This is a genomic window from Mycobacterium sp. TY814 (genome assembly GCF_030755175.1).
In the GTDB taxonomy this organism is placed as follows: Bacteria; Actinomycetota; Actinomycetes; order Mycobacteriales; family Mycobacteriaceae; genus Mycobacterium.
The window spans coordinates 422,569-442,413 of the sequence record NZ_JAUFRY010000001.1; the positions used below are offsets into that span (position 1 = coordinate 422,569).

A 19,845-nucleotide genomic window follows, 5' to 3' on the forward strand; every position below is an offset into this window, starting at 1 on the left:
GGCAAGGGAGCCTCAGTGAGCAACGAGAACGACGACCCGCACAGCGGCGATATCGCGAAGTTCGATCCGGGAATGACCCGACGCATGATCAGCGTCATGCGGCCCGTCCTGAAGACCTATTTCCGGTCGGAGGTGCACGGGCTCGACGGCTTCCCGCCCGGAGGGGCGCTGGTGGTCGCCAATCACTCCGGCGGTCAATTCCCGATGGACGTCCCGATCTTCAGCACCGACTTCTACGACAAGTTCGGCTACGACCGCCCGGTACTGACACTGAGCCACGACATCCTCTTCATGGGTCCGACCGCCGACTTCTTCCGCAAGACGGGCTACATCCGGGCCAACCGGGAGAACGCCGCGGCGGCGCTGCGCTCCGGCGGCGTGGTCGTCGTCTTCCCGGGCGGCGACTACGACGCCTACCGCCCGACCACGGTGGAGAACGTCATCGACTTCAACGGCCGCAAGGGCTACGTCCGCACCGCGATCGAGGCGGGCGTTCCCATCGTGCCGATGGTCGGAATCGGCGGTCAGGAAACCCAGCTGTATCTCACCCGCGGTACCTGGCTGGCGCGCAATCTGGGCATCAAGAAGTTGCTCCGCAGCGATATCCTGCCGCTCTCTTTCGGATTCCCGTTTGGCTTCAGCGCCGCCATCCCGCCCAATCTGCCCCTGCCGGCCAAGATTGTGATGCAGGTGCTCAAACCCATCGACATCGCAGCACAATTCGGCGACGACCCGGACGTCGACCAAGTCGACGAGTATGTGCGGTCGGTGATGCAAGAGGGGCTCAACCAGCTCGCCGCCAAGCGTCGATTCCCGATTGTGGGCTGAGCCATGGCATCTCGTCTTGAAGAGGGCCTCGCAGAGATGCTGGGCGTGTTCTCCACGCTGAGGCGTGCGGGCATGATCGCGCCCATGCGCCCCGACCGCTACCTGCGGGTGGTTGCGGCGATGCGCCGTGAGGGCATCGGTTTCACCTCGGGCTTCGCCGGCGCGGCGCAACGCTGCCCTGATCGCCCCGGCTTCATCGACGAACTCGGCACTCTGACCTGGCGGGAGCTCGACGACCGCGGCGACGCCTTCGCTGCCGCGCTGCAAGCCCAGCCGGGTGGACCTCCCAAGGTGGTCGGCATCATGTGCCGCAATCACCGCGGATTCGTCGATGCACTCCTGGCGGCCAATCGGGTCGGCGCCGACGTCCTGCTGCTCAACACCTCCTTCGCCGGTCCCGCGCTGGCCGAGGTGGTCAGCCGCGAGGGTGTCGACGCGATCGTGTACGACGAGGAGTTCACCCCCACGGTGGATCGGGCACTGGCCGACGCGCCGAACGCGACCCGCATCGTGGCGTGGGCCGACCAGCCGCACGAGCTGACCGTGGAGAAACTCATCACATCGCATGCCGGCCAGCGGCCGCAGCGCACCGGCGGCAAGGGCAAGTTGATTCTGCTCACCTCCGGAACCACCGGAACACCGAAGGGCGCCAAGCATTCCGGCGGCAGCGGAGGGATCAAGACCCTCAAGGGGGTGCTGGACCGCACGCCCTGGCGCGCCGAGGAGCCGATCGTGATCGTGGCGCCGATGTTCCACGCCTGGGGTTTCTCGCAATTGGTGCTCGCCTCGTCGCTGGCCTGCACGGTGGTGACCAGACGCAAGTTCGATCCGGAGGCCACGCTGGCACTGGTCGACAAGTACCGGGCGACCGGTTTGGCGGTGGTGCCGGTGATGTTCGACCGCATCATGGAGTTGCCCGAAGAGGTCCGAAACAAGTACAGCTGCCGGTCGTTGCGTTTCGCCGCGGCATCGGGTTCGCGGATGCGGCCCGACGTCGTCGTTGCTTTCATGGACCAGTTCGGCGACGTGATCTACAACAACTACAACGCCACCGAAGCGGGAATGATCGCGACCGCCACTCCGGCCGACCTGCGCGCGGCCCCCGATACCGCGGGCAAGCCGGCCGACGGAACCGACATCCGGATCCTGGACTCCGATTTCAAGGAAGTGCCCACCGGCGAGGTCGGAACCATCTACGTGCACAACGGCAGTCAGTTCGACGGCTATACGTCCGGCACCACCAAGGATTTTCACGCCGGCTACATGTCGTCGGGTGACGTCGGCTACCTCGACGCGAACGGGCGGCTGTTCGTGGTGGGCCGTGACGACGAGATGATCGTCTCCGGCGGGGAGAACATCTATCCGATCGAAGTGGAGAAGACGCTGGCCGCCCACCCCGAGGTCGCCGAGGCGTCGGTGATCGGCGTGGACGACGAGCAGTACGGCCAGCGGTTGTCGGCGTTCGTGGTGCTCGAGCCGGGTGCCTCGGCGACGGTCGAGACGCTCAAGCAGCATGTCCGGGACAACCTCGCCAACTACAAAGTGCCGCGCGAAATCACGGTGCTCGACGAGCTCCCCCGCGGCAGTACCGGCAAGATCCTGCGCAACGAGCTCAAGGCCCGGGTGAGCGGCTCATGATGCGGCGGCTGTTGCAGCAACTGCGCCGGCCCCGCCCGCTGACCCGGGCGACAGTGGAACTGGTGAATGCGGCCAACGGATTACACCCGATCACCCGCAACCCGTACGCGTCGCCGACGGTGTTCTGGTTCGGCTGGCCCACTTCCGAGGTGCCCGGCCTGTATGCGTCGGTGTCCGCGCTGGACGCGGTGCGCCGGGGCCGCCGGGGTGACTTCGCCGGCCCGAAGGGCAAGCTGGCGCTGGCAATGACGGCGGCGTCCTGGGCGATCCTGGCCGTCATCCGCTATCGCGGAATCACCACTCCGGGACCGATATTGGAAGCCGGGCTGACCGAGCAGCTCGGGTCCGACTACGCCGACCAGCTCAAGGCCCTGCCCACCGAGCCGACCCGGCGGGGGCGGCGCAATCTGCCGCTGCGCACCACCGTGGCACGGCGCCGCTTCGTCGACAAGCAGAACATCGTCTCCTACGGACCGCACGGCCGAGCGAACCTGGCCGACATATGGCGCCGCAGGGATCTGCCGCGGGACGGCAAAGCACCTGTCCTGCTACAGATTCCCGGCGGCGCCTGGATGATCGGGTGGCGCCGTCCACAGGCGTATCCCTTGATGAGTCACCTGGTTTCACGGGGCTGGGTGTGTGTGTCGATGAACTACCGCGTGTCACCCTGGCACACCTGGCCCGCCCACATCGTCGACGTCAAACGCGCGCTGGCCTGGGTCAAGGAGAACATCGCCGCCTACGGGGGTGACCCGAATTTCGTTGTGCTCAGCGGTGGTTCGGCTGGCGGTCACCTGACCGCACTGGCCGCGCTGACCCCCAACGACCCCAAGTTCCAGCCCGGCTTCGAAGACGCCGATACGTCGGTGATGGCGGCCGTGCCGTTCTACGGCCGCTACGACTGGTACTCCACCGAGGCCCCCGGGCGCGCCCAGTTCGTGCAGGTGCTCGAAAGATTGGTGGTCAAGCACAAACTCGACACCCACCGGGAGATCTACGAAGAGGCGTCGCCGTTGCGCTACGTCCACGTGGACGCCCCACCGTTTTTCGTGTTGCACGGTACCGACGACTCCCTGATCCCGGTGGCCGAGGCACGGGAGTTCGTCGAAGAGCTGCGATCGGTGTCGAAGGCCCCGGTCGCGTACGCCGAGCTGCCCAACGCGCAGCACGCATTCGACATCTTCGGATCCCCGCGCGCCAACAAAGCCGCCGAGGCGGTCGCGCGGTTCCTGTCCTGGGTGTACGTGACGAACTATTCCAGCGACCGCTAAAGGCCGGCGGCGCGCTCCAGCTCGGCCAGCGCAGGCTCGATGGCATCGGCCATTTCGTCGATGTCGCTGGCAACCTCCGGCGTCGTGACGAATCCGAAGTCCAGGTGCTTCTGGTAGGAGAAGCAGGTGATGTTGAGCGCCACGTCCATCACCGGCGGTCCCAGCGGAACCAGCGAATCGAGCTTGGCCCCGGCCATGTAGAGCGGGATCGGCGGGCCGGGCACATTGGACACGACCAGGTTGATCGGAGCCAGGTTGCGCGACAGCCCGGTGGCTGTGTAGGCGCGCGCCGCCAGCTGCAACAGGCCCGGGGGTGTGGTCTCGGTGAGGCCCATGATCTGGTGCGCGGACAGCGCTTTGGCCATCTCCTTGGCGTTCTGCGTGCTCTCGTGAATGGCTTTGAGCCGCTCGGCCGGGTCGTCGATGTCGGTGGCCAGCGATGCGGTCATCGAGCTGATCTGGTTGCCGACGTCCGATTTGCTCTCCTCGGTGCGGGTGGACACCGGAATCTGGGCGATCAGCGGCTTGTAGGGCAGCTCGTCGCGCTTCTGCAGGTATTCGCGCGCCGCACCGGCCACCAGGGCGAGAACCACGTCGTTGAGCTTGACCCCGAAGGCGTCCTTGACCGCCTTGACCCTGTCCAGCTCCACCCGGCACCCCGTGATGCGCCGGTGCGGCGACACCGGTGCGTTGAACCGGGTCTTGGGGGCCTCGAAGTAGCGTGGCGGCCGCGCGCCGACGCCGAGGGCGGCGATCTGCTGGCGCACCGTCTGCTCGAGCAACCGGGCGATACGGAACGGGGTCATGACGCCGACGTTGATCAGTGCGCCGAGCGCACGCCGCTCCAGTCCGGGGATGGTGAAGCCGACGAATCCCACCGTTTCCTTCTGCGGCGGCCGCGGTTCGACAGTGACGTCCAGCAGGATCTCGCCGAGGCCGGCGCCCGAGACGCCGTCGACGATCGCGTGGTGCATCTTGGTCAAGGTGGCGATACGGCCGCCTTCGACGCCTTCGATGACCCACAGTTCCCACAGTGGCCGCGAGCGGTCCAGCTTGTAGGACATCAGTCGGCCGACGAGTTCCTCGAGTTCGCGCCGGCCACCCGGAGCCGGTACACCGATTCGCCGGACGTGGAAGTCGATGTCGAGTTCTTCGTCCTCGACGAACCACGGCCGGTCCAGGCCGAGCGGAGCGCCGGTCACCCGCCAGCGCAACTGAGGTATCTCGGGCAACCGCTCGATGAGCAGTTCACGCAGGCGTTGGAAGCTGTAGTCGGGCGCTTTGCGTGGATCGCAGATCGCCAGGGCACCGACATGCATGTGCCAGCCTGCAGTTTCGGCAGACCAGAACGCCGCGTCAACACTCGAGAGCCGTTTCATCCCACGACCGTAGCCCGCAGCCACCCGACGAAGCCAATATTTCTTTCTCCCCGGGCGCGCCAGTCGTTCTCACAGCGCGCATCAGTCAGGCCGAGCAGACGGAAACTCGCACAGAAACTAGCGGTTCTGTGCGAGTTTCCGTCTGCTCGCCGAAATTAGGCGACTCAGGCGTCTTCGAGGAGGTCCGGAGTGACCGCGGATTCGGTGTCCGGAATCCCGTCCACTTTCGCCTTCCGGTCGGCCATCGACAGTAAGCGCCGAATCCGTCCTGCCACAGCATCTTTGGTCATCGGCGGATCGGCGAGCCGGCCGAGTTCTTCCAGCGATGCCTGCCGGTGCTCGACCCGCAGCTGGCCCGCGGTGGCCAGGTGGTCGGGCACCGTGTCACCGAGTATCTCCAGCGCGCGCTCCACCCGGGCCGCTGCGGCCACGGCTGCACGCGCCGAGCGGCGCAGGTTGGCGTCGTCGAAATTCGCCAGGCGGTTGGCCGTGGCGCGAACCTCACGACGCAGCCGCCGCTCCTCCCAGACCAGCCGGGTGTCCTGGGCACCCATCCGGGTGAGCAGGGCGCCGATCGCCTCGCCGTCGCGCACCACCACCCGGTCCGCGCCGCGCACCTCGCGGGCCTTGGCGCTGACCCCGAGCCGCCGCGCCGCACCGACAAGCGCCAGGGCCGCCTCCGGCCCGGGGCAGCTCACCTCCAGAGCCGAGGAACGCCCGGGTTCGGTCAGCGACCCGTGCGCCAGGAAAGCTCCCCGCCACGCGGCCTCGGCGTCCGCGATGCTGCCGCCGACGACCTGCGCCGGCAGGCCGCGCACCGGACGTCCGCGCATGTCCAGCAAGCCGGTCTGCCGGGCCAGCGCCTCACCATCGTTGGCCACCCGCAACACATACCGGGTGTTCTTGCGGATTCCACTGGCCGACAACACATGCACCACCGCGTTGTAGCCGTACAGGTCGAAGATGTCCTTGCGCAGCCGCCGCGCGATGCTGCCCAGATCGACCTCGGCCTCGACGACCACGCGGCCCGCCACGATGTGCAGGCCGCCGGCGAACCGAAGCAAGGACGTGACTTCCGCACGCCGCGCGCTGACCGACTTGACTACCAGACGGCTCAGCTCGTCCTTGACTTCAGTCGTCATCGCCACGCGTCGTCACCCCTCGGTAGTACACCGTCGATCGGTATCTCTTCTGTGGCCTTCACCGCGGGCGCCGCCGGATCCCTGTCTCGCACACGCACCCCGTCCAGGACTGCCGCCAGCTTGCCCGGGTCATGTAAAGGTGTACCAGGTCGGGCCACGTCGGCGAAGTGGACCTCGGCCTGCAGCAGTGTCGCGGTGCGTCGCAGTTGGTCGCGTTCGCGGTCGCTGGGGACTCGCTCGGCGTCGATGATGATGTCGTCCACGGTGAATCCCGGCGCATGCTGCGCCAGGACGTGGAGATGACGTTCCACCGAGAAACCCGCCGTCTCCCCCGGCTCGGCGACGAGGTTGAGCACCAGGGCCTTGCGGGCCGTCGTGGCCTGCAACGCCTGCAGCAGGCCGGGAACCATGACGTGAGGGATCACGCTGGTGAACCAGGAACCCGGTCCCAGCACCACCAACTCGGCCGCCATGATGGCGTCGACGGCCTGCCGGGTCGCCGGCGGAGCGGCCGGCAACAGGCGCACCCGGCGCACCTTGCCCGGCGTCGATGCGATGGCGACCTGACCGCGGATGACCCGGAACATGCGCGGGTCGGACTCCAGCCCGGACACGTCGGCCTCGATCTGCAGGGCGATTGGGCACATCGGCAGCACCCGGCCTTTGACGCCGAGAATGCGCCCGATCTCGTCGAGGGCGGCGACCGGATCGGCCAGCACCTCCGAGAGCCCGGCCAGCAACAGGTTTCCGATCGGGTGCCCGGCCAGCGCGCCGCTCCCGCCGAACCGGTGTTGCAGGATGGTGGCCCACAGCCTGCCGTGCGGACTGTCGGATGCCAACGCGGCCAACGCCATTCGTAAATCACCCGGCGGAACCACGTCCAGCTCGCTGCGGAGCCGGCCCGATGAGCCGCCGTCGTCGGCGACCGTCACGATCGCGGTCACGTGCGGGGTCAGGCGGCGCGCCGCCGACAGCGTCGCGTACAGGCCGTGTCCGCCGCCGAGCGCGACGATGCTGTCACTCATTCGCGACCCAGATCCCGGTGCAGCGCCCGTACGGTCAGCTGCGGATCGGATCCCAGCAGGCCCATCAAGGCCTCCGCGATCGCCACGCTGCGGTGCTTACCGCCGGTGCAGCCGATCGCGACCGTCATGTAACGCTTCCCCTCCCGGCGGTAGCCGTCGACCACCAGCGATAGCAACCGATGGTAAGTCTCCAGGAACTCCGCCGCGCCCGGTTGGCTCAAGACGTAGTCGCGCACCGGCTCATGCTGGCCGGTCAGCGGGCGCAACTCGTCCACCCAGTGCGGGTTGGGCAGGAACCGCACATCCATCACCATGTCTGCGTCCATCGGCAGGCCGTATTTGAAGCCGAAGGACTCGACCGTGACGCTGGTGGTCGCGCCCCCGTTGCCGCCGAACGCCCGCTCGATGCTCTCCCGCAGACCGCGCACCGACAGGGTCGACGTGTCGATGATCAGATCCGCGGTGGCACGCACCGGAGCCAGCATCCGACGTTCCGCGGCGATGCCTTCGGCCAGGGTCTGTTCGCCCTGCAGTGGATGACTGCGGCGATTGTTCTCATAGCGGCGCACCAGCATGTCGTCGGACGCCTCCATGAACACCACCCGCGGCGTGATGTTGCGGGTCGCCAATTCGTTGCGCACCTCGTCCAGATCCCCGGTGAACCCGCGGGACCGCACGTCCATGACGACCGCGAGCTGGGTGATCCGGGATCCGGCGGCCAAGCCGAAATCGACCATGCGAGTGATCAACTGGGGTGGCAGATTGTCGGCCACGTACCACCCGAGGTCCTCGAGCACCTTGGCGGCGGTGCCGCGTCCGGCACCCGACAATCCGGTCACCAGAACGACATCGATGCCGCTGGAGTTCTCGCCGTTGGTCATTCCGCAGCTCCCGTCGCGTCAGGCCGTAGTGCCTCGAGTACGGCGGTGGCGGTGGCGACACCGATACCCGGAACGGCGGTGATCTGGTCGACAGTGGCCTCCTTGAGGCGGGCTATCGATCCGAAGTGGGTGACCAGCGCCTTGCGCCGGTGCTCGCCCAATCCGGGTACGGAGTCCAGCGCCGACGCCGTCATTCGCTTGGATCGCTTGCTGCGATGGTAGGCGATGGCGAAACGGTGCGCCTCGTCGCGCACCCGCTGCAACAGGTACAGCCCCTCGCTGTTGCGGGGCATGATGACCGGATCGGGCTCGGCGGGCACCCAGATCTCTTCGAGCCGCTTGGCCAGCCCGATCACCGCGACGTCGGTGATGCCCAGCTCCTCCAGCACGGCGCTGGCCGCGTTGACCTGCGGCGCCCCGCCGTCCACCACGTAGAGGTTGGGCGGGTAGGCGAACCGGCGCGACTTGCCTTCTGGGGAAAGCACATTCGTGTCACTCTGGTCGCTGAGATGCCGCACGAAGCGGCGCCGCGTCACCTCGGCGATCGAGGCCACATCATCCGAGCGACCCTCCCCCGCGGCCTCCCGGATGCCGAAGTGCCGGTAATCGGACTTGCGCGGCAGGCCGTCTTCGAACACCACCAATGAGCCGACGACGTCGGTGCCCTGCACGTGGCTGATATCGACGCACTCGATGCGCAACGGCGCGTCGGCCAGACCGAGCGCGTCCTGAATGTTTTGCAGCGCAGCCGATCTGGCGTTGAAGTCACCCGCCCGTTTCAGCTTGTGTTGCTGCAGAGCCTCTTTCGCATTGCGTTCCACCGTTTCGGCGAGCGCGCGCTTGTCGCCGCGGCGCGGCACCCGCAGGGTGACCTTGGCGCCACGCAGCCCGGACAGCCAGCTGGCCAGCTCATCGTGGTTGGACGGCAGGCACGGCACCAGCACCTCGCGCGGCACCGGATTGACGGATTCGTCGGCCGCTCCGCCCAATTCAGCCTGCTCACCGTAGAACTGCGTCAGGAACTGCTCGACCAGCTGCTCGGCGCCGGAATCCCCCGGGTCGCCGGACTTTTCGACGATCCAGCCCCGCTGACCCCGGACCCGTCCCCCGCGGACGTGGAAGACCTGCACCGCGGCCTCGAGATCGTCGTCGGCGAAGGCGACGACGTCGGCGTCGGTACCGTCGCCGAACACAACGGCCTGCTTCTCCATCGCCCGCCGCAACGCACCCAGGTCGTCACGTAACCGGGCCGCGCGCTCGAAGTCCAGCTCGGCGGACGCTGCGTGCATCTGTTGCTCCAGCTCGCGCGCGAAGCGTTCGGTCTTGCCGGACAGGAAGTCGCAGAAGTCGAGCACGATCTGGCGGTGCTGCTCGGCACTCACCCGGCCGACGCACGGCGCCGAGCATTTGTCGATGTAGCCGAGCAAGCAGGGACGGTCGATCTGGTTGTGCCGCTTGAAGACTCCGTTGGAGCAGGTGCGGGCGGGGAACACCCGGGTGAGTAGGTCGAGCGTTTCGCGGATGGCCCACGCGTGGGAGTAGGGCCCGAAATAGCGCACCCCTTTGCGCCGCGGTCCGCGGTAGACCATCAACCGCGGGTACTCCTCGTTGAGGGTGACGGCCAGCACCGGGTAGGACTTGTCGTCGCGGTAGCGGACGTTGAAGCGCGGGTCGAATTCTTTGATCCAGTTGTATTCCAGCTGGAGCGCCTCGACCTCGGTGTTGACCACCGTCCACTCGACCTTGGCGGCCGTGGTCACCATCTGTCGGGTCCGTGGGTGCAGTCCGGCGATGTCGGCGAAGTATGAGGTGAGCCGACTGCGCAGGCTCTTGGCCTTTCCGACGTAGATCACGCGGCCGTGCGTATCCCGGAACCGGTAGACGCCCGGCTCGACCGGGATGGACCCGGGCGCGGGACGGTAAGTAGCGGGATCTGGCACGTGTCCAGGCTAATGGTCGGCGGAAGACGACTTGGAGAGACCGTAGCTCTGTCGCGCGGGTGGTCCCGCAGCCAGAAGGCATTTTACGACTTGCGCGAACTCCCATGAAACACGAACGGAGCGCAGGTCTTTCTGTTTATCGTGGATGGGCCAGGGGGGCATGCACGTAACACTGCGTGGGGGGTCAAATGTCTTTTCTCACAGTCGTGCCGGACATCGTGACGGGCGCGGCGGCCGATGTCGCCGGCATCGAGTCGGTGCTTCGCAGGGCCAATCAAGCGGCCGCCGCTTCCACCACCGAGGTCCTGTCCGCAGCCGGCGACGAAGTGTCCAGGGCGATCGCCCAAATGTTCTCCGGTCACGCCCAGGAGTACCAGGCGCTCAGCATGCGGGCAACGGCCTTTCAGAGCGAGCTGGCGCGGACGCTGAGCGCGGCCGCGAGCCGGTACGTGGCGGCCGAGGCCGCCGCCGCTGCTGACATGTCGGCGCAGAGCATCGAGCAGGGCCTGCTCGACGTCATCAACCTGCCCACCAATGCGTTGCTGGGGCGGCCCCTGATCGGGGACGGCGCCAGCGGGACGACGAACGCGCAGGGGGTCGGAACGCCCGGTGGCGGCGGTGGCCTCCTGATCGGAAACGGCGGCCGCGGCGGCGACAGCATCGCAGCGGGCGTCGTGGGGGGCGCCGGCGGTCCGGCCGGGCTGCTGGGCACGGGCGGCACCGGCGGCATGGGCGGCTTCGGTGCCGCAGGCGGAGTCGGCGGCACCGGAGGCTGGCTGTACGGAAACGGCGGTATCGGTGGCATCGGCGGTCCCTACAGCACCGGCGGCACCGGCGGTAGCGCACTGTTGTTCGGCGCCGGAGGAACCGGTGGCCTGGGTGGGGCACTCGGCGGCGCCGGCGGGATGGGTGGCCGCGGCGGGTGGCTGATCGGAGATGGCGGCACCGGCGGCACCGGCGGAGTCTCCGGCGGGCCCGGTGGAGCCGCCGCGGGCCCGGGCGGAGCTGGAGGCGCCGCGAGCCTCGGCGCACCCGGCGCTACCGGCGCCACCGGCGGCCCGCCCGCCATTGCGGTAGTGGTTGACCAGCAGTTGCACCGACCGTATGTCAACGTGTCCATCGGTGGCGGTCCGATTTCGCAGGTGGTTCTCGACACCGGCTCGGTAGGCCTGATCGTTCCGCCGCAGGATGTGAACTTCGCGTCGCTCGGGCCGGTCACTCATGCGGGGTACAGCATCACCTACGGCGACTTCGCCAATCAGATCACCGAAACGTACGACACCTACGCGACGACTGTGAATTTCGGGAACGGGATCATCACCGCGCCCACCACCATCGGGGTGATCACGTCCGTCGCCCAGACAGTCAACGGTGTGACCACCTTTCTCCCGACATCAGCAGGGGTGCCAGTGCTCGGAATCGGAGCAACCCAGTTGGGCGGGTCACCCATTGCCGGTCCGATACAGGCACTTCCGGGCACCTTGAACCAGGGCATCCTGATCAACGAGCCCGCGGGGCTCGTTCAGTTCGGTGCTAACCCGGGCACCGCCTTCGCCCTCTCGAATGGCGCTCCGATCACCAACCTGCTGGTGAGCGTCAACGGAGGCGCTCCGCTGCCGGTCTTCGGCGCGCTGGTCGATACCGGTGGCCTGTCGGGTCTCCTGCCCTTTTACCTGGGGACCGGAGCGGTCAACGGGTTGGTACCGGCCGGCACCCACCTGACGTTCTACAACGACGGCGGCGTGCTGCTGTATCAGCAGACCGTCGGCACGGGCTCCGACGCGCCGCGCGTCGGGTTCCTGAGTCTGAATACCGGCAACACACCCTTCGAACTGATGCCGATCTATTTCTCCTACAGCACGCCGGCGGGAACCATTTTCTACAACCGCTAAGCCACGCGACTGTTCAACTGCGCCTTGCGGATTGGCGCCCACTCGGCCATCGGGAAACCAGCCGAGGAATTGCACGCCGTGATCACCAGGACCACCTTGGGCACGGCGACCAAGCCAAAACTGCATGTCCAGTCCGGACGCCCCATGCTCCACATCATGACGTCGTCCTGTGGCGCGCCGAACTCGGTGACACGCATCGGCTGGAAGTCGCCGCGCGGGCTTACCCCGATCGCGTCGTCCCGGCAGTCGGAGACTTCACTGAAAGCCCGCCAGGCCACACCGTAGGGATTCAGTTCGTAGTCGTACACGCTGATCGATTCGGCGTACATCGACGGACCGCCGAACGTATAGGCCGACTCGGCGTAGTCCGCAGCATCCGACGGCCGCAGCGGTGATCCCCGGAAAAGCAGGGCCGCCGCGCATTCCTTGGGGCGGACGCTGGTGAAATAGTCGTCGCCCACCGGCGCCGCCCGGCCGGGCCCCCACGGCGTCTCGTCCCCGTCCCGGAGCAGCAAGTCGCGAGCCGAAGCCGCTTGTCCAGACTGGCCAGTCGCTCGCATGCCGTGCCCGTCGACCGCTCGGGTGCAGCCGACCAGCATCAGCGCGGCGAGACAGACGGTGATGATCCGGCGCTGCCGGGCACGTGTCATCAGCGAGCGTGCAGGTCCGGCCGGTAGCGGGCCAGTTGCGCGCGAACGGCGTCCATTGCCTGCACGGCGCGCTCCTTGTCCACCGACTGAATCGCCATGATGGGAATGTATTCGTCGTCGGGTAGATCCACGCGAGCCCAGCGGCTGCCCACCGGGAAGGACACACCGACCACGTCGCCCCACGGTATCAGCTTGTCGCTGAACACATTCCGCACCGAAAGCCCGGCGGCGCCGACGCGCAACCGGGGCCGCGTGAACAGTAGGGCCAGGCCGGCCAGCACCACACCCAGCACACCCATCGCCACCTGGTCGGCCGTCTGGAAAACGACGCCACTGGAGCCGACCTTGAGCACCAACCCGATCGCGATGTGCGCCACCACGAGCAGAACCGCCGCGGCGTAGGCGAACATCGGCGTCAGGTGGGGACGGCAGACCAGGTCCCAGGTGGGGCTCCGGTCGTCGGGCGACTCGGTCACGATCGAGCGCGCAGATCGCGCAGGGTCAGCGCGGTGGTCAGGGCCGCGGCGGCCGCCTGGGCGCCCTTGTCTTCGGCGGACGACGGCAGGCCGGCCCGATCCAGGGCCTGCGCCTCGGTGTTAGTGGTCAGCACGCCGTTGGCGACCGGCGTCGACGCGTCCAACGAGACCCGTGTGAGGCCCTGGGTGACCGCGTCGCAGACGTAGTCGAAGTGCGGTGTCTCGCCCCGGATTACCACCCCGAGCGCGACGACGGCGTCATGAGTGCGGGCCAACTCCTGGGCGACCACCGGGATCTCGATCGCGCCGAGCACCCGCACCACTGTCGGATTGTCGATGCCGGAGTCGGTTGCCACCTTGCGGGCGCCGGCCAACAGGGCGTCGCAGATCTTGTCGTGCCAGGTGCTGGCGACGATGGCCAGCTTGGTGCCGGACGCGTCCAGCACCGGCATGTCCGGCACGCCGGCGCCACCACTCATTTGCGCCGCTCCTTCTCATTGCTGCGCAATGCATCGTCGCCGCCGCGCCCGCTCATTTGCGCCGCTCCTTCTCATTGCTGCGCAATGCATCGTCGCCGCCGCGCCCACTCATTTGCGCCTCACAGAGCACCGCCGAATTCGCCTGGCAGATGCACGGATTCGTGGAAGTCGTCCAGGCCGGCCAGGTCGTGGCCCATCTTGTCGCGCTTGGTCATCAGGTACCGGATGTTCTCCGCGTTGGCGCGCACCGGCAACGGCACCCTTTCGATGATGTGCAATCCGTAACCGTCCAGGCCGACCCGCTTGGCCGGATTGTTGGTCAGCAACCGCATCGAGCGGACCCCGAGGTCGACGAGGATCTGCGCACCGATGCCGTAATCCCTTGCGTCAGCCGGCAATCCGAGCTTGAGGTTGGCGTCCACGGTGTCTTCGCCGGCGTCCTGCAGCTGATAGGCCTGCAATTTGTGCATCAGGCCGATGCCACGGCCCTCGTGTCCGCGCATGTACAGCACCACACCACGCCCCTCACGGGCCACCATGGCCATCGCGGCGTCCAGCTGCGGCCCGCAGTCGCACCGGCGCGACCCGAACACGTCGCCGGTCAGGCACTCCGAGTGCACGCGCACCAGCACGTCGTCGCCGTCACCGGTGGGCCCGGCGATGTCACCGCGGACCAGCGCCACATGCTCGACGTCCTCGTAAAGGCTGGAATATCCGATCGCGCGGAACTCCCCGTGCCGGGTGGGGATCCGGGCCTCGGCGATGCGCTCGATGTGCTTTTCGTGCTTGCGGCGCCACTCGATCAGGTCCGCGATGGTGATCAGGGCGAGCCCGTGTTCGTCGGCGAACACCCGCAACTCATCGGTCTGGGCCATCGAGCCCTCGTCTTTTTGGCTGACGATCTCGCAGATCGCGCCGGCCGGTTGCAGTCCGGCCATCCGGGCCAGGTCGACCGCAGCCTCGGTGTGTCCGGGGCGGCGCAGCACCCCGCCGTCCTTGGCCCGCAACGGAACCACGTGCCCGGGGCGGGTGAAATCGGTCGCGATACTGGCCGGATCGGCCAGCAGGCGCATCGTCGTCGCCCGGTCGGAGGCCGAAATTCCGGTTCCCACACCAATTCTCGCGTCGACCGTCACGGTGTAGGCGGTGCCGTGCTTGTCCTGGTTCACCGCGTACATGGGCAACAGACCCAGCCGGTCGCAGATATCGCCGTCCAACGGCACGCATAGATATCCGGAGGTGTAGCGGACCATGAAGGCGACCAGTTCGGGAGTGGCCTTTTCGGCCGCAAAGATCAGGTCGCCTTCGTTCTCGCGATCCTCGTCATCGATGACGACGACGGCCTTGCCCGCCGCAATGTCGGCAACCGCCCTTTCGACGGAGTCCAACCTCGTCATCTTGTGTCCTCACCTGGCTGCTGTTGCTCTCAAGTATGAACCACCGCAGCCCCGCAGTTATTGCCCCTGCTCGTTGAGCGGGAGCCGCAGCCTCAGCTTCCGGCCTGCAAAAGCCGTTCCACGTACTTTGCAATCACGTCCACCTCGAGGTTCACCTGGGTGCCCACCGGCGCCGAACCGAGCGTCGTCAGCTCGCGCGTGGTCGGGATCAGCGAGACCTCGAACCAGTCCCTGGGCTCGGCGCCCAGCCCGGAGACGGTCAGCGATATCCCGTCGACGGTGATCGAGCCCTTCTCCACCACGTAGCGCGCCACCGGGGCGGGCATCTCGATCCGCACCACCTCCCAGTGCTCGGAGGGGGTCCGGGCCACGATCTCGCCGGTGCCGTCGACGTGCCCCTGCACGATGTGCCCACCCAGCCGGCTGTTGATCGCCGCGGCGCGTTCCAGGTTCACCCGGCTGCCGGGCCGCAGCTCACCCAGGTTGGACCGATTAAGCGTCTCGGCCATCACGTCGGCGCTGAACTGGCCGTCCGGCAGCACGTCCACCACGGTCAGGCACACCCCGTTGACGGCGATCGAGTCCCCGTGGCCGGCATCGGAGGTGACCCGCGGACCGCGGATGATCAGTCGCGAAGCGTCGGCCAGCGCATCGCGGCCGGTCACCTCTCCGAGCTCCTCGACAATTCCGGTGAACATCGCACCAGGTTAATGAGTGTCCGACCGGGCCTGCACCCGCCTGGCTCCCTGGCCGGGTCGGGGGCACCCTCTACGATGCAGGGTATGCAAAAATCCCGCCGCCTTCTGGCTGTCCTGGCTGCGCTGGTCGTCGCGATCACGTTTGCCGCAGGGTGCTCGATCAAAAAGAAAGACAGCGGCGGGCCACTTCCGGACGCCGCAGCCACCCAGACTCTGGTCACCCAGGCCACCCAAACCAGCAAGGGCGTCAAGAGCGCACACATCGTTCTGACGGTCAACGGCAAGATCCCGGGACTGTCTATCAAGACCCTGACCGGCGACCTCAACACCGAGCCCACCGCCGCCAAGGGCAACGTCAAGCTGACGTTCGCCGGATCGGACATCGACGCCGACTTCGTGGTGATCGACGGAATCCTGTACGCCACGCTCACCCCGAACAAATGGAGCGACTTCGGAAAGGCGTCGGACGTCTACGACCCCTCGCAGATCCTGAGCCAGGACAAGGGCGTGGCCAACGTGCTGGCGAACTTCAGCGAGGCGAAAGCCGATGGGCGCGAGAACATCAACGGCCTGAACACCGTGCGGATCACCGGGAAGACCACTGCCGAGGCGGTGAACGCGATCGCACCGCCGTTCAGCGCGTCGGAGGCGGTCCCGACGACGATCTGGGTTCAAGACGGCGGTGATCACCAGCTGGTGCAGGCCCGATTGGAGCGCGGCACCGGCAACTGGGTGCAGATGACCCTGTCGAACTGGGGCCAGCAGGTCCAGGTCACCAAGCCCCCGCTGAGCTGATGACCATGCGGGCAGGACGTCGAATCGCAATCAGTGCGGGCAGCCTCGCGGTGCTGCTGGGTGCCCTCGACACCTATGTCGTGGTCACGATCATGCGCGACATCATGAACAGCGTCGGCATTCCGGTGAACCAGCTGCAGCGGATCACCTGGATCGTGACGATGTACCTGCTGGGTTACATCGCCGCGATGCCGCTTCTGGGCCGGGCCTCTGACCGGTTCGGCCGCAAGTTCGTGCTGCAGGCCAGTCTGCTGATGTTCATTGTCGGCTCGGTGGTGACCGCGCTGTCGGTGCAGATCGGAAACTGGACCATCGAGGCCGGCGACTACATCCTGCTGTCACCGGATCCGAACCGGGCTTTCCACGTGCTGATCGTCGGCCGCACCATTCAGGGCATCGCCAGCGGCGCCCTGTTGCCGGTGACGCTGGCCCTGGGTGCCGACCTGTGGTCGGAGCGCAACCGCGCCGGCGTCCTCGGCGGCATCGGAGCGGCACAGGAACTGGGCAGCGTGCTGGGCCCGCTGTACGGCATCTTCATCGTCTTTCTGTTCCACGACTGGCGCCACGTGTTCTGGATCAACGTCCCGTTGACCCTGATCGCCATGGTGATGATCCATTTCAGCCTGCCCTCGCACGACCGCAGCGACTCGCCGGAGAAGATCGACATCACCGGCGGCCTGCTGCTGGCGCTCGCGCTGGGTCTGGCCGTGATCGGTCTGTACAACCCCAACCCCGACGGCAAGCAGGTGCTGCCGAGTTACGGGTTGCCGCTGGTGATCGGGGCGGTCGTCGCCGCCGTCGCGTTCTTCGCCTGGGAGCGTTTCGCCCGTACCCGGCTCATCGAGCCCGCCGGCGTCCATTTCCGTCCGTTCCTGTCTGCGCTGGGCACGTCGGTCTGCGCCGGCGCGGCCCTGATGGTGACGCTGGTGAACGTCGAGTTGTTCGGCCAGGGCGTGCTGCAGATGGACCAGACCCAGGCGGCGGGCCTGCTGTTGTGGTTCCTGATCGCGCTGCCGATCGGCGCGGTACTCGGCGGGTGGATCGCCACCCGGGCCGGCGACCGGGTCGTGGCGTTCGTCGGGATGCTGATCGCGGGCGCCGGCTACTGGCTGATCTCGCACTGGCGCGGCGACCTGATGCAGCGCAAGCACGACATCTTGGGGCTGATGCTGCCCGCCGTACACACCGACCTGCTGGTCGCAGGCCTGGGACTCGGTCTGGTGATCGGACCGCTGTCCTCGGCGGCGCTGCGCGTGGTGCCCGCGGCCCAGCACGGTATCGCCTCAGCCGCCGTGGTGGTGGCCCGCATGACCGGCATGCTGATCGGCGTCGCGGCACTGAGCGCGTGGGGGCTCTACCGGTTCAACCAGAACCTGGCTCACCTCTCGGCGACCATTCCTCCGGACGCCAGCGTGTTGGAGCGCGTCAGCATTCAGGGCAAGCAGTACCTGCAGGCGTTCGCCGATATGTACGGCGACATCTTCGAGGTCACCGTGGTGATCTGCGTCGTGGGTGCGCTGCTGGGACTGCTGATCGGCGGCCGCAATGAGCACGCCGACGACGACGTGGACGACGTGGACGAGCGGCCGGCCGTCGAGGCGCAGCCGGTGCGGGAGCCCGCTAGCGAGCCACCAGGCTGAGCAGCAGGTCCGGTCCGACCTGCTCGACGCTGTCGAACTGCCAGCGCAACGCGTGCGACATGCTGGACACTCCGACATCGTCGACGGCCGTCACCGGACCGCCCAGCAGGATCGGCGCGACATAGGCCAGGATCCGGTTGATCGCACCCGCCCGCAGGAACGCCCCGGCCAGGGTGGGTCCGCCTTCCAACAGCACATCGGTGCGGTCCGCGAGCGCCCTGAGCACCTCGATGGGTTCACGGGTGCGGATCACCATGGTGCGTGAATCGTCGTTGAGCACATTGGCTTCCGGCGGGATATCGCGTCTGCCCACCACCACCCGCAGCGGTTGCTGCGGGGCCAACGAACCGTCCGGCAACCGCGCGGTCAGGGTCGGATTGTCGGCCAGCACGGTGCCGGTGCCGACGATGATCGCGTCCGCGATCGCGCGGCGCCGATGCAAATCTGCGCGCGCGGCCTCGCTGGAAATCCACTGACTCGATCCGTCGGCCGCGGCGCTGCGCCCGTCGATGCTGGTCGCGTACTTCCAGGTGACATGCGGAAAACCGGTGCGCTGCTTGAACAGCCACTCCCGTAGCGGACCGGCGGCCACCTGATCGGCCATGATGCCCGACCGCACCTGCAGCCCCGCCGCCGTCAGTCGCCCGGCCCCGCCACCGGCAATGCCGTTCGGGTCGTTGAGGGCGTAGATCACCGTGCCCACCCGCGCCTCGATGAGTGCGTTCACGCACGGCGGTGTCTTGCCGTAGTGGTTGCACGGCTCCATGGTGATCACCGCGATACCACCGGCGGCCAGACCGCCGGCCCGGCGCAGCGCGATGACCTCGGCGTGGTCGCCGCCGGCCGGCTGGGTGGCGCCGACGCCGACGACCCGGCCTTCCTGGTCCACGATCACGGCCCCGACCGGCGGATTCGGATAGGTTGTGCCCTTGACCTGGTAGGAGTGCTCGATGGCCAGCTTCATGGCCTCTTCGATGCTTTTGACCTGCTCGGGGACGTTCGGTCCGGTCATGACCGGCTCCCCAGGTGGCGGGATGCCGCGCTGGCCTGCCGGCGCAGCGCCGCCACCGCGGCGGCCGGATCCTGCGCGCCGTACACCGACGAACCGGCGACGAAACAGTCGACGCCGGCTTCGGCGGCCTGCTCGATGGTGTCCTCGTTGATACCGCCGTCGATCTCGACCAGGATCGTCAGCTCCCCCGCGTCGACCAGCTTGCGCACTGTCCGCACCTTGCTCAGCACCTCCGGGATGAAGCTCTGCCCGCCGAAACCGGGCTCGACGGACATGATCAGCAGGGTGTCGAACTGGGGCAGGATTTCCAGGTACGGCTCCAACGAGGTGCCGGGCTTGACGCTGATTCCGGCCTTGGCCCCGGCGGCGCGGATGTCACGGGCGACGCCGACCGGGTTGTCGGTGGCCTCGGCGTGGAAGGTGACGTTGTAAGCGCCGGCCTCGGCGTACGGCGGTGCCCAGCGGTCCGGGTTCTCGATCATCAGATGGCAGTCCATCGGAATGTCGGTGGCCGCCAGCAGGCTCTCCACCACCGGCAGACCGATGGTCAGGTTGGGCACGAAGTGAGCGTCCATCACGTCGACGTGCAGCCAGTCGGCGCCGTGCACTGCGGCGGCTTCGTCGGCAAGCCGAGCGAAGTCAGCCGCCAGGATTGACGGCGCTATCAGCGGACCCCCCGTACCAGGCATGTGCGACAGACTA

18 protein-coding genes are annotated in these 19,845 nt (G+C 67.5%); 6 read left to right on the top strand and 12 right to left on the bottom strand.

All coding sequences use genetic code 11. From position 1 onward, the window contains the following. Positions 1-72: 72 nt before the first annotated feature. From QXH22_RS01500 to QXH22_RS01510, 3 genes are read left to right on the top strand one after another with little or no spacing between them, the layout of a single operon-like run. Positions 73-828 (top strand): 1-acyl-sn-glycerol-3-phosphate acyltransferase, encoded by a 756-nt coding sequence (locus QXH22_RS01500; protein ID WP_306244249.1) that lies wholly within the window; start codon positions 73-75, stop codon positions 826-828. Positions 829-864: 36 nt separating this feature from the next. Then, complete coding sequence (gene fadD12 / locus QXH22_RS01505; RefSeq protein WP_306244251.1) at positions 865-2,466, top strand: acyl-CoA ligase FadD12; 1,602 nt, start codon at positions 865-867, stop codon at positions 2,464-2,466. Next, positions 2,466-3,737, top strand: a complete 1,272-nt coding sequence (locus tag QXH22_RS01510; RefSeq protein ID WP_306275933.1) for an alpha/beta hydrolase — start codon at positions 2,466-2,468, stop codon at positions 3,735-3,737. Before fadD12 ends, QXH22_RS01510 begins: the two co-directional genes overlap by 1 nt. Here the strand turns inward: QXH22_RS01510 and QXH22_RS01515 are convergent. From QXH22_RS01515 to uvrC, 5 genes are all read right to left on the bottom strand, one after another. Next, on the bottom strand, positions 3,734-5,116 hold the full coding sequence (locus tag QXH22_RS01515; protein ID WP_306241011.1) for a wax ester/triacylglycerol synthase family O-acyltransferase: 1,383 nt from the start codon (positions 5,114-5,116) through the stop codon (positions 3,734-3,736). The genes QXH22_RS01510 and QXH22_RS01515 overlap by 4 nt on opposite strands. 164 nt (positions 5,117-5,280) lie before the next feature. Then, on the bottom strand, positions 5,281-6,258 hold the full coding sequence (gene whiA, locus QXH22_RS01520) for a DNA-binding protein WhiA (RefSeq protein ID WP_055579598.1): 978 nt from the start codon (positions 6,256-6,258) through the stop codon (positions 5,281-5,283). Then, positions 6,255-7,283, bottom strand: coding sequence for a uridine diphosphate-N-acetylglucosamine-binding protein YvcK (yvcK, locus tag QXH22_RS01525; protein ID WP_306241012.1), 1,029 nt, complete (start codon positions 7,281-7,283; stop codon positions 6,255-6,257). The genes whiA and yvcK overlap by 4 nt, the downstream gene beginning before the upstream one ends. Continuing rightward, positions 7,280-8,164 (bottom strand): RNase adapter RapZ, encoded by an 885-nt coding sequence (gene rapZ / locus QXH22_RS01530; protein WP_306241013.1) that lies wholly within the window; start codon positions 8,162-8,164, stop codon positions 7,280-7,282. Before rapZ ends, yvcK begins: the two co-directional genes overlap by 4 nt. Next, positions 8,161-10,104 carry an excinuclease ABC subunit UvrC gene (uvrC, locus tag QXH22_RS01535; RefSeq protein ID WP_306241014.1) on the bottom strand — a complete coding sequence of 648 codons (1,944 nt, stop codon included), beginning with the start codon at positions 10,102-10,104 and terminating at the stop codon, positions 8,161-8,163. Before uvrC ends, rapZ begins: the two co-directional genes overlap by 4 nt. Before the next feature lie 188 nt (positions 10,105-10,292). Here uvrC and QXH22_RS01540 point away from each other — a divergent pair, with 188 nt between their 5' ends. Continuing rightward, entirely contained in the window at positions 10,293-11,996 is a 1,704-nt protein-coding gene (locus tag QXH22_RS01540; RefSeq protein ID WP_306241015.1) for a PecA family PE domain-processing aspartic protease, read from the top strand. Here QXH22_RS01540 and QXH22_RS01545 read toward each other — a convergent pair. The 5 genes from QXH22_RS01545 to QXH22_RS01565 all read right to left on the bottom strand — a co-directional run bounded on the left by QXH22_RS01545 (position 11,993) and on the right by QXH22_RS01565 (position 15,696). After that, the gene (locus QXH22_RS01545) at positions 11,993-12,646 is read right to left on the bottom strand and encodes a hypothetical protein (RefSeq protein ID WP_306274789.1); all 654 of its coding nucleotides are present in this window, start codon (positions 12,644-12,646) and stop codon (positions 11,993-11,995) included. The genes QXH22_RS01540 and QXH22_RS01545 overlap by 4 nt on opposite strands. Beyond that, positions 12,646-13,056: a PH domain-containing protein gene (locus QXH22_RS01550; protein WP_371934196.1), complete on the bottom strand. Its 411-nt coding sequence runs from the start codon at positions 13,054-13,056 to the stop codon at positions 12,646-12,648. Before QXH22_RS01550 ends, QXH22_RS01545 begins: the two co-directional genes overlap by 1 nt. 62 nt (positions 13,057-13,118) lie before the next feature. Then, the gene (gene ribH / locus QXH22_RS01555; protein ID WP_306241018.1) at positions 13,119-13,601 is read right to left on the bottom strand and encodes a 6,7-dimethyl-8-ribityllumazine synthase; all 483 of its coding nucleotides are present in this window, start codon (positions 13,599-13,601) and stop codon (positions 13,119-13,121) included. A 119-nt stretch (positions 13,602-13,720) separates the two neighbouring features. Then, entirely contained in the window at positions 13,721-14,998 is a 1,278-nt protein-coding gene (locus QXH22_RS01560) for a bifunctional 3,4-dihydroxy-2-butanone-4-phosphate synthase/GTP cyclohydrolase II (RefSeq protein WP_306241019.1), read from the bottom strand. Positions 14,999-15,090: 92 nt separating this feature from the next. After that, positions 15,091-15,696, bottom strand: coding sequence for a riboflavin synthase (locus QXH22_RS01565; protein WP_306241020.1), 606 nt, complete (start codon positions 15,694-15,696; stop codon positions 15,091-15,093). A gap of 75 nt (positions 15,697-15,771) precedes the next feature. Here QXH22_RS01565 and QXH22_RS01570 point away from each other — a divergent pair, with 75 nt between their 5' ends. Both QXH22_RS01570 and QXH22_RS01575 read left to right on the top strand, forming a co-directional pair. Then, positions 15,772-16,491 (top strand): LppX_LprAFG lipoprotein, encoded by a 720-nt coding sequence (locus tag QXH22_RS01570; protein WP_306241021.1) that lies wholly within the window; start codon positions 15,772-15,774, stop codon positions 16,489-16,491. 5 nt (positions 16,492-16,496) lie between these two features. Further along, positions 16,497-18,131 (top strand): MFS transporter, encoded by a 1,635-nt coding sequence (locus QXH22_RS01575; RefSeq protein ID WP_306241022.1) that lies wholly within the window; start codon positions 16,497-16,499, stop codon positions 18,129-18,131. Here QXH22_RS01575 and ribD read toward each other — a convergent pair. Beyond that, complete coding sequence (gene ribD, locus QXH22_RS01580) at positions 18,112-19,143, bottom strand: bifunctional diaminohydroxyphosphoribosylaminopyrimidine deaminase/5-amino-6-(5-phosphoribosylamino)uracil reductase RibD (RefSeq protein ID WP_306274790.1); 1,032 nt, start codon at positions 19,141-19,143, stop codon at positions 18,112-18,114. The genes QXH22_RS01575 and ribD overlap by 20 nt on opposite strands. After that, positions 19,140-19,841: a ribulose-phosphate 3-epimerase gene (rpe, locus tag QXH22_RS01585; protein ID WP_306275934.1), complete on the bottom strand. Its 702-nt coding sequence runs from the start codon at positions 19,839-19,841 to the stop codon at positions 19,140-19,142. Before rpe ends, ribD begins: the two co-directional genes overlap by 4 nt. Between the last annotated feature and the right edge of the window lie 4 nt (positions 19,842-19,845).

Coding starts and splice junctions, on each gene's coding strand:
- QXH22_RS01500 (WP_306244249.1), top strand. CDS start 73: ATGACCCGACGCATGATCAGCGTCATGCGGCCCGTCCTGAAGACCTAT.
- fadD12 (WP_306244251.1), top strand. CDS start 865: ATGCTGGGCGTGTTCTCCACGCTGAGGCGTGCGGGCATGATCGCGCCC.
- QXH22_RS01510 (WP_306275933.1), top strand. CDS start 2,466: ATGCGGCGGCTGTTGCAGCAACTGCGCCGGCCCCGCCCGCTGACCCGG.
- QXH22_RS01515 (WP_306241011.1), bottom strand. CDS start 5,116: ATGAAACGGCTCTCGAGTGTTGACGCGGCGTTCTGGTCTGCCGAAACT.
- whiA (WP_055579598.1), bottom strand. CDS start 6,258: ATGACGACTGAAGTCAAGGACGAGCTGAGCCGTCTGGTAGTCAAGTCG.
- yvcK (WP_306241012.1), bottom strand. CDS start 7,283: ATGAGTGACAGCATCGTCGCGCTCGGCGGCGGACACGGCCTGTACGCG.
- rapZ (WP_306241013.1), bottom strand. CDS start 8,164: ATGACCAACGGCGAGAACTCCAGCGGCATCGATGTCGTTCTGGTGACC.
- QXH22_RS01540 (WP_306241015.1), top strand. CDS start 10,293: ATGTCTTTTCTCACAGTCGTGCCGGACATCGTGACGGGCGCGGCGGCC.
- QXH22_RS01545 (WP_306274789.1), bottom strand. CDS start 12,646: ATGACACGTGCCCGGCAGCGCCGGATCATCACCGTCTGTCTCGCCGCG.
- QXH22_RS01550 (WP_371934196.1), bottom strand. CDS start 13,056: ATGTTCGCCTACGCCGCGGCGGTTCTGCTCGTGGTGGCGCACATCGCG.
- ribH (WP_306241018.1), bottom strand. CDS start 13,601: ATGAGTGGTGGCGCCGGCGTGCCGGACATGCCGGTGCTGGACGCGTCC.
- QXH22_RS01560 (WP_306241019.1), bottom strand. CDS start 14,998: ATGACGAGGTTGGACTCCGTCGAAAGGGCGGTTGCCGACATTGCGGCG.
- QXH22_RS01565 (WP_306241020.1), bottom strand. CDS start 15,696: ATGTTCACCGGAATTGTCGAGGAGCTCGGAGAGGTGACCGGCCGCGAT.
- QXH22_RS01570 (WP_306241021.1), top strand. CDS start 15,772: ATGCAGGGTATGCAAAAATCCCGCCGCCTTCTGGCTGTCCTGGCTGCG.
- QXH22_RS01575 (WP_306241022.1), top strand. CDS start 16,497: ATGCGGGCAGGACGTCGAATCGCAATCAGTGCGGGCAGCCTCGCGGTG.
- ribD (WP_306274790.1), bottom strand. CDS start 19,143: ATGACCGGACCGAACGTCCCCGAGCAGGTCAAAAGCATCGAAGAGGCC.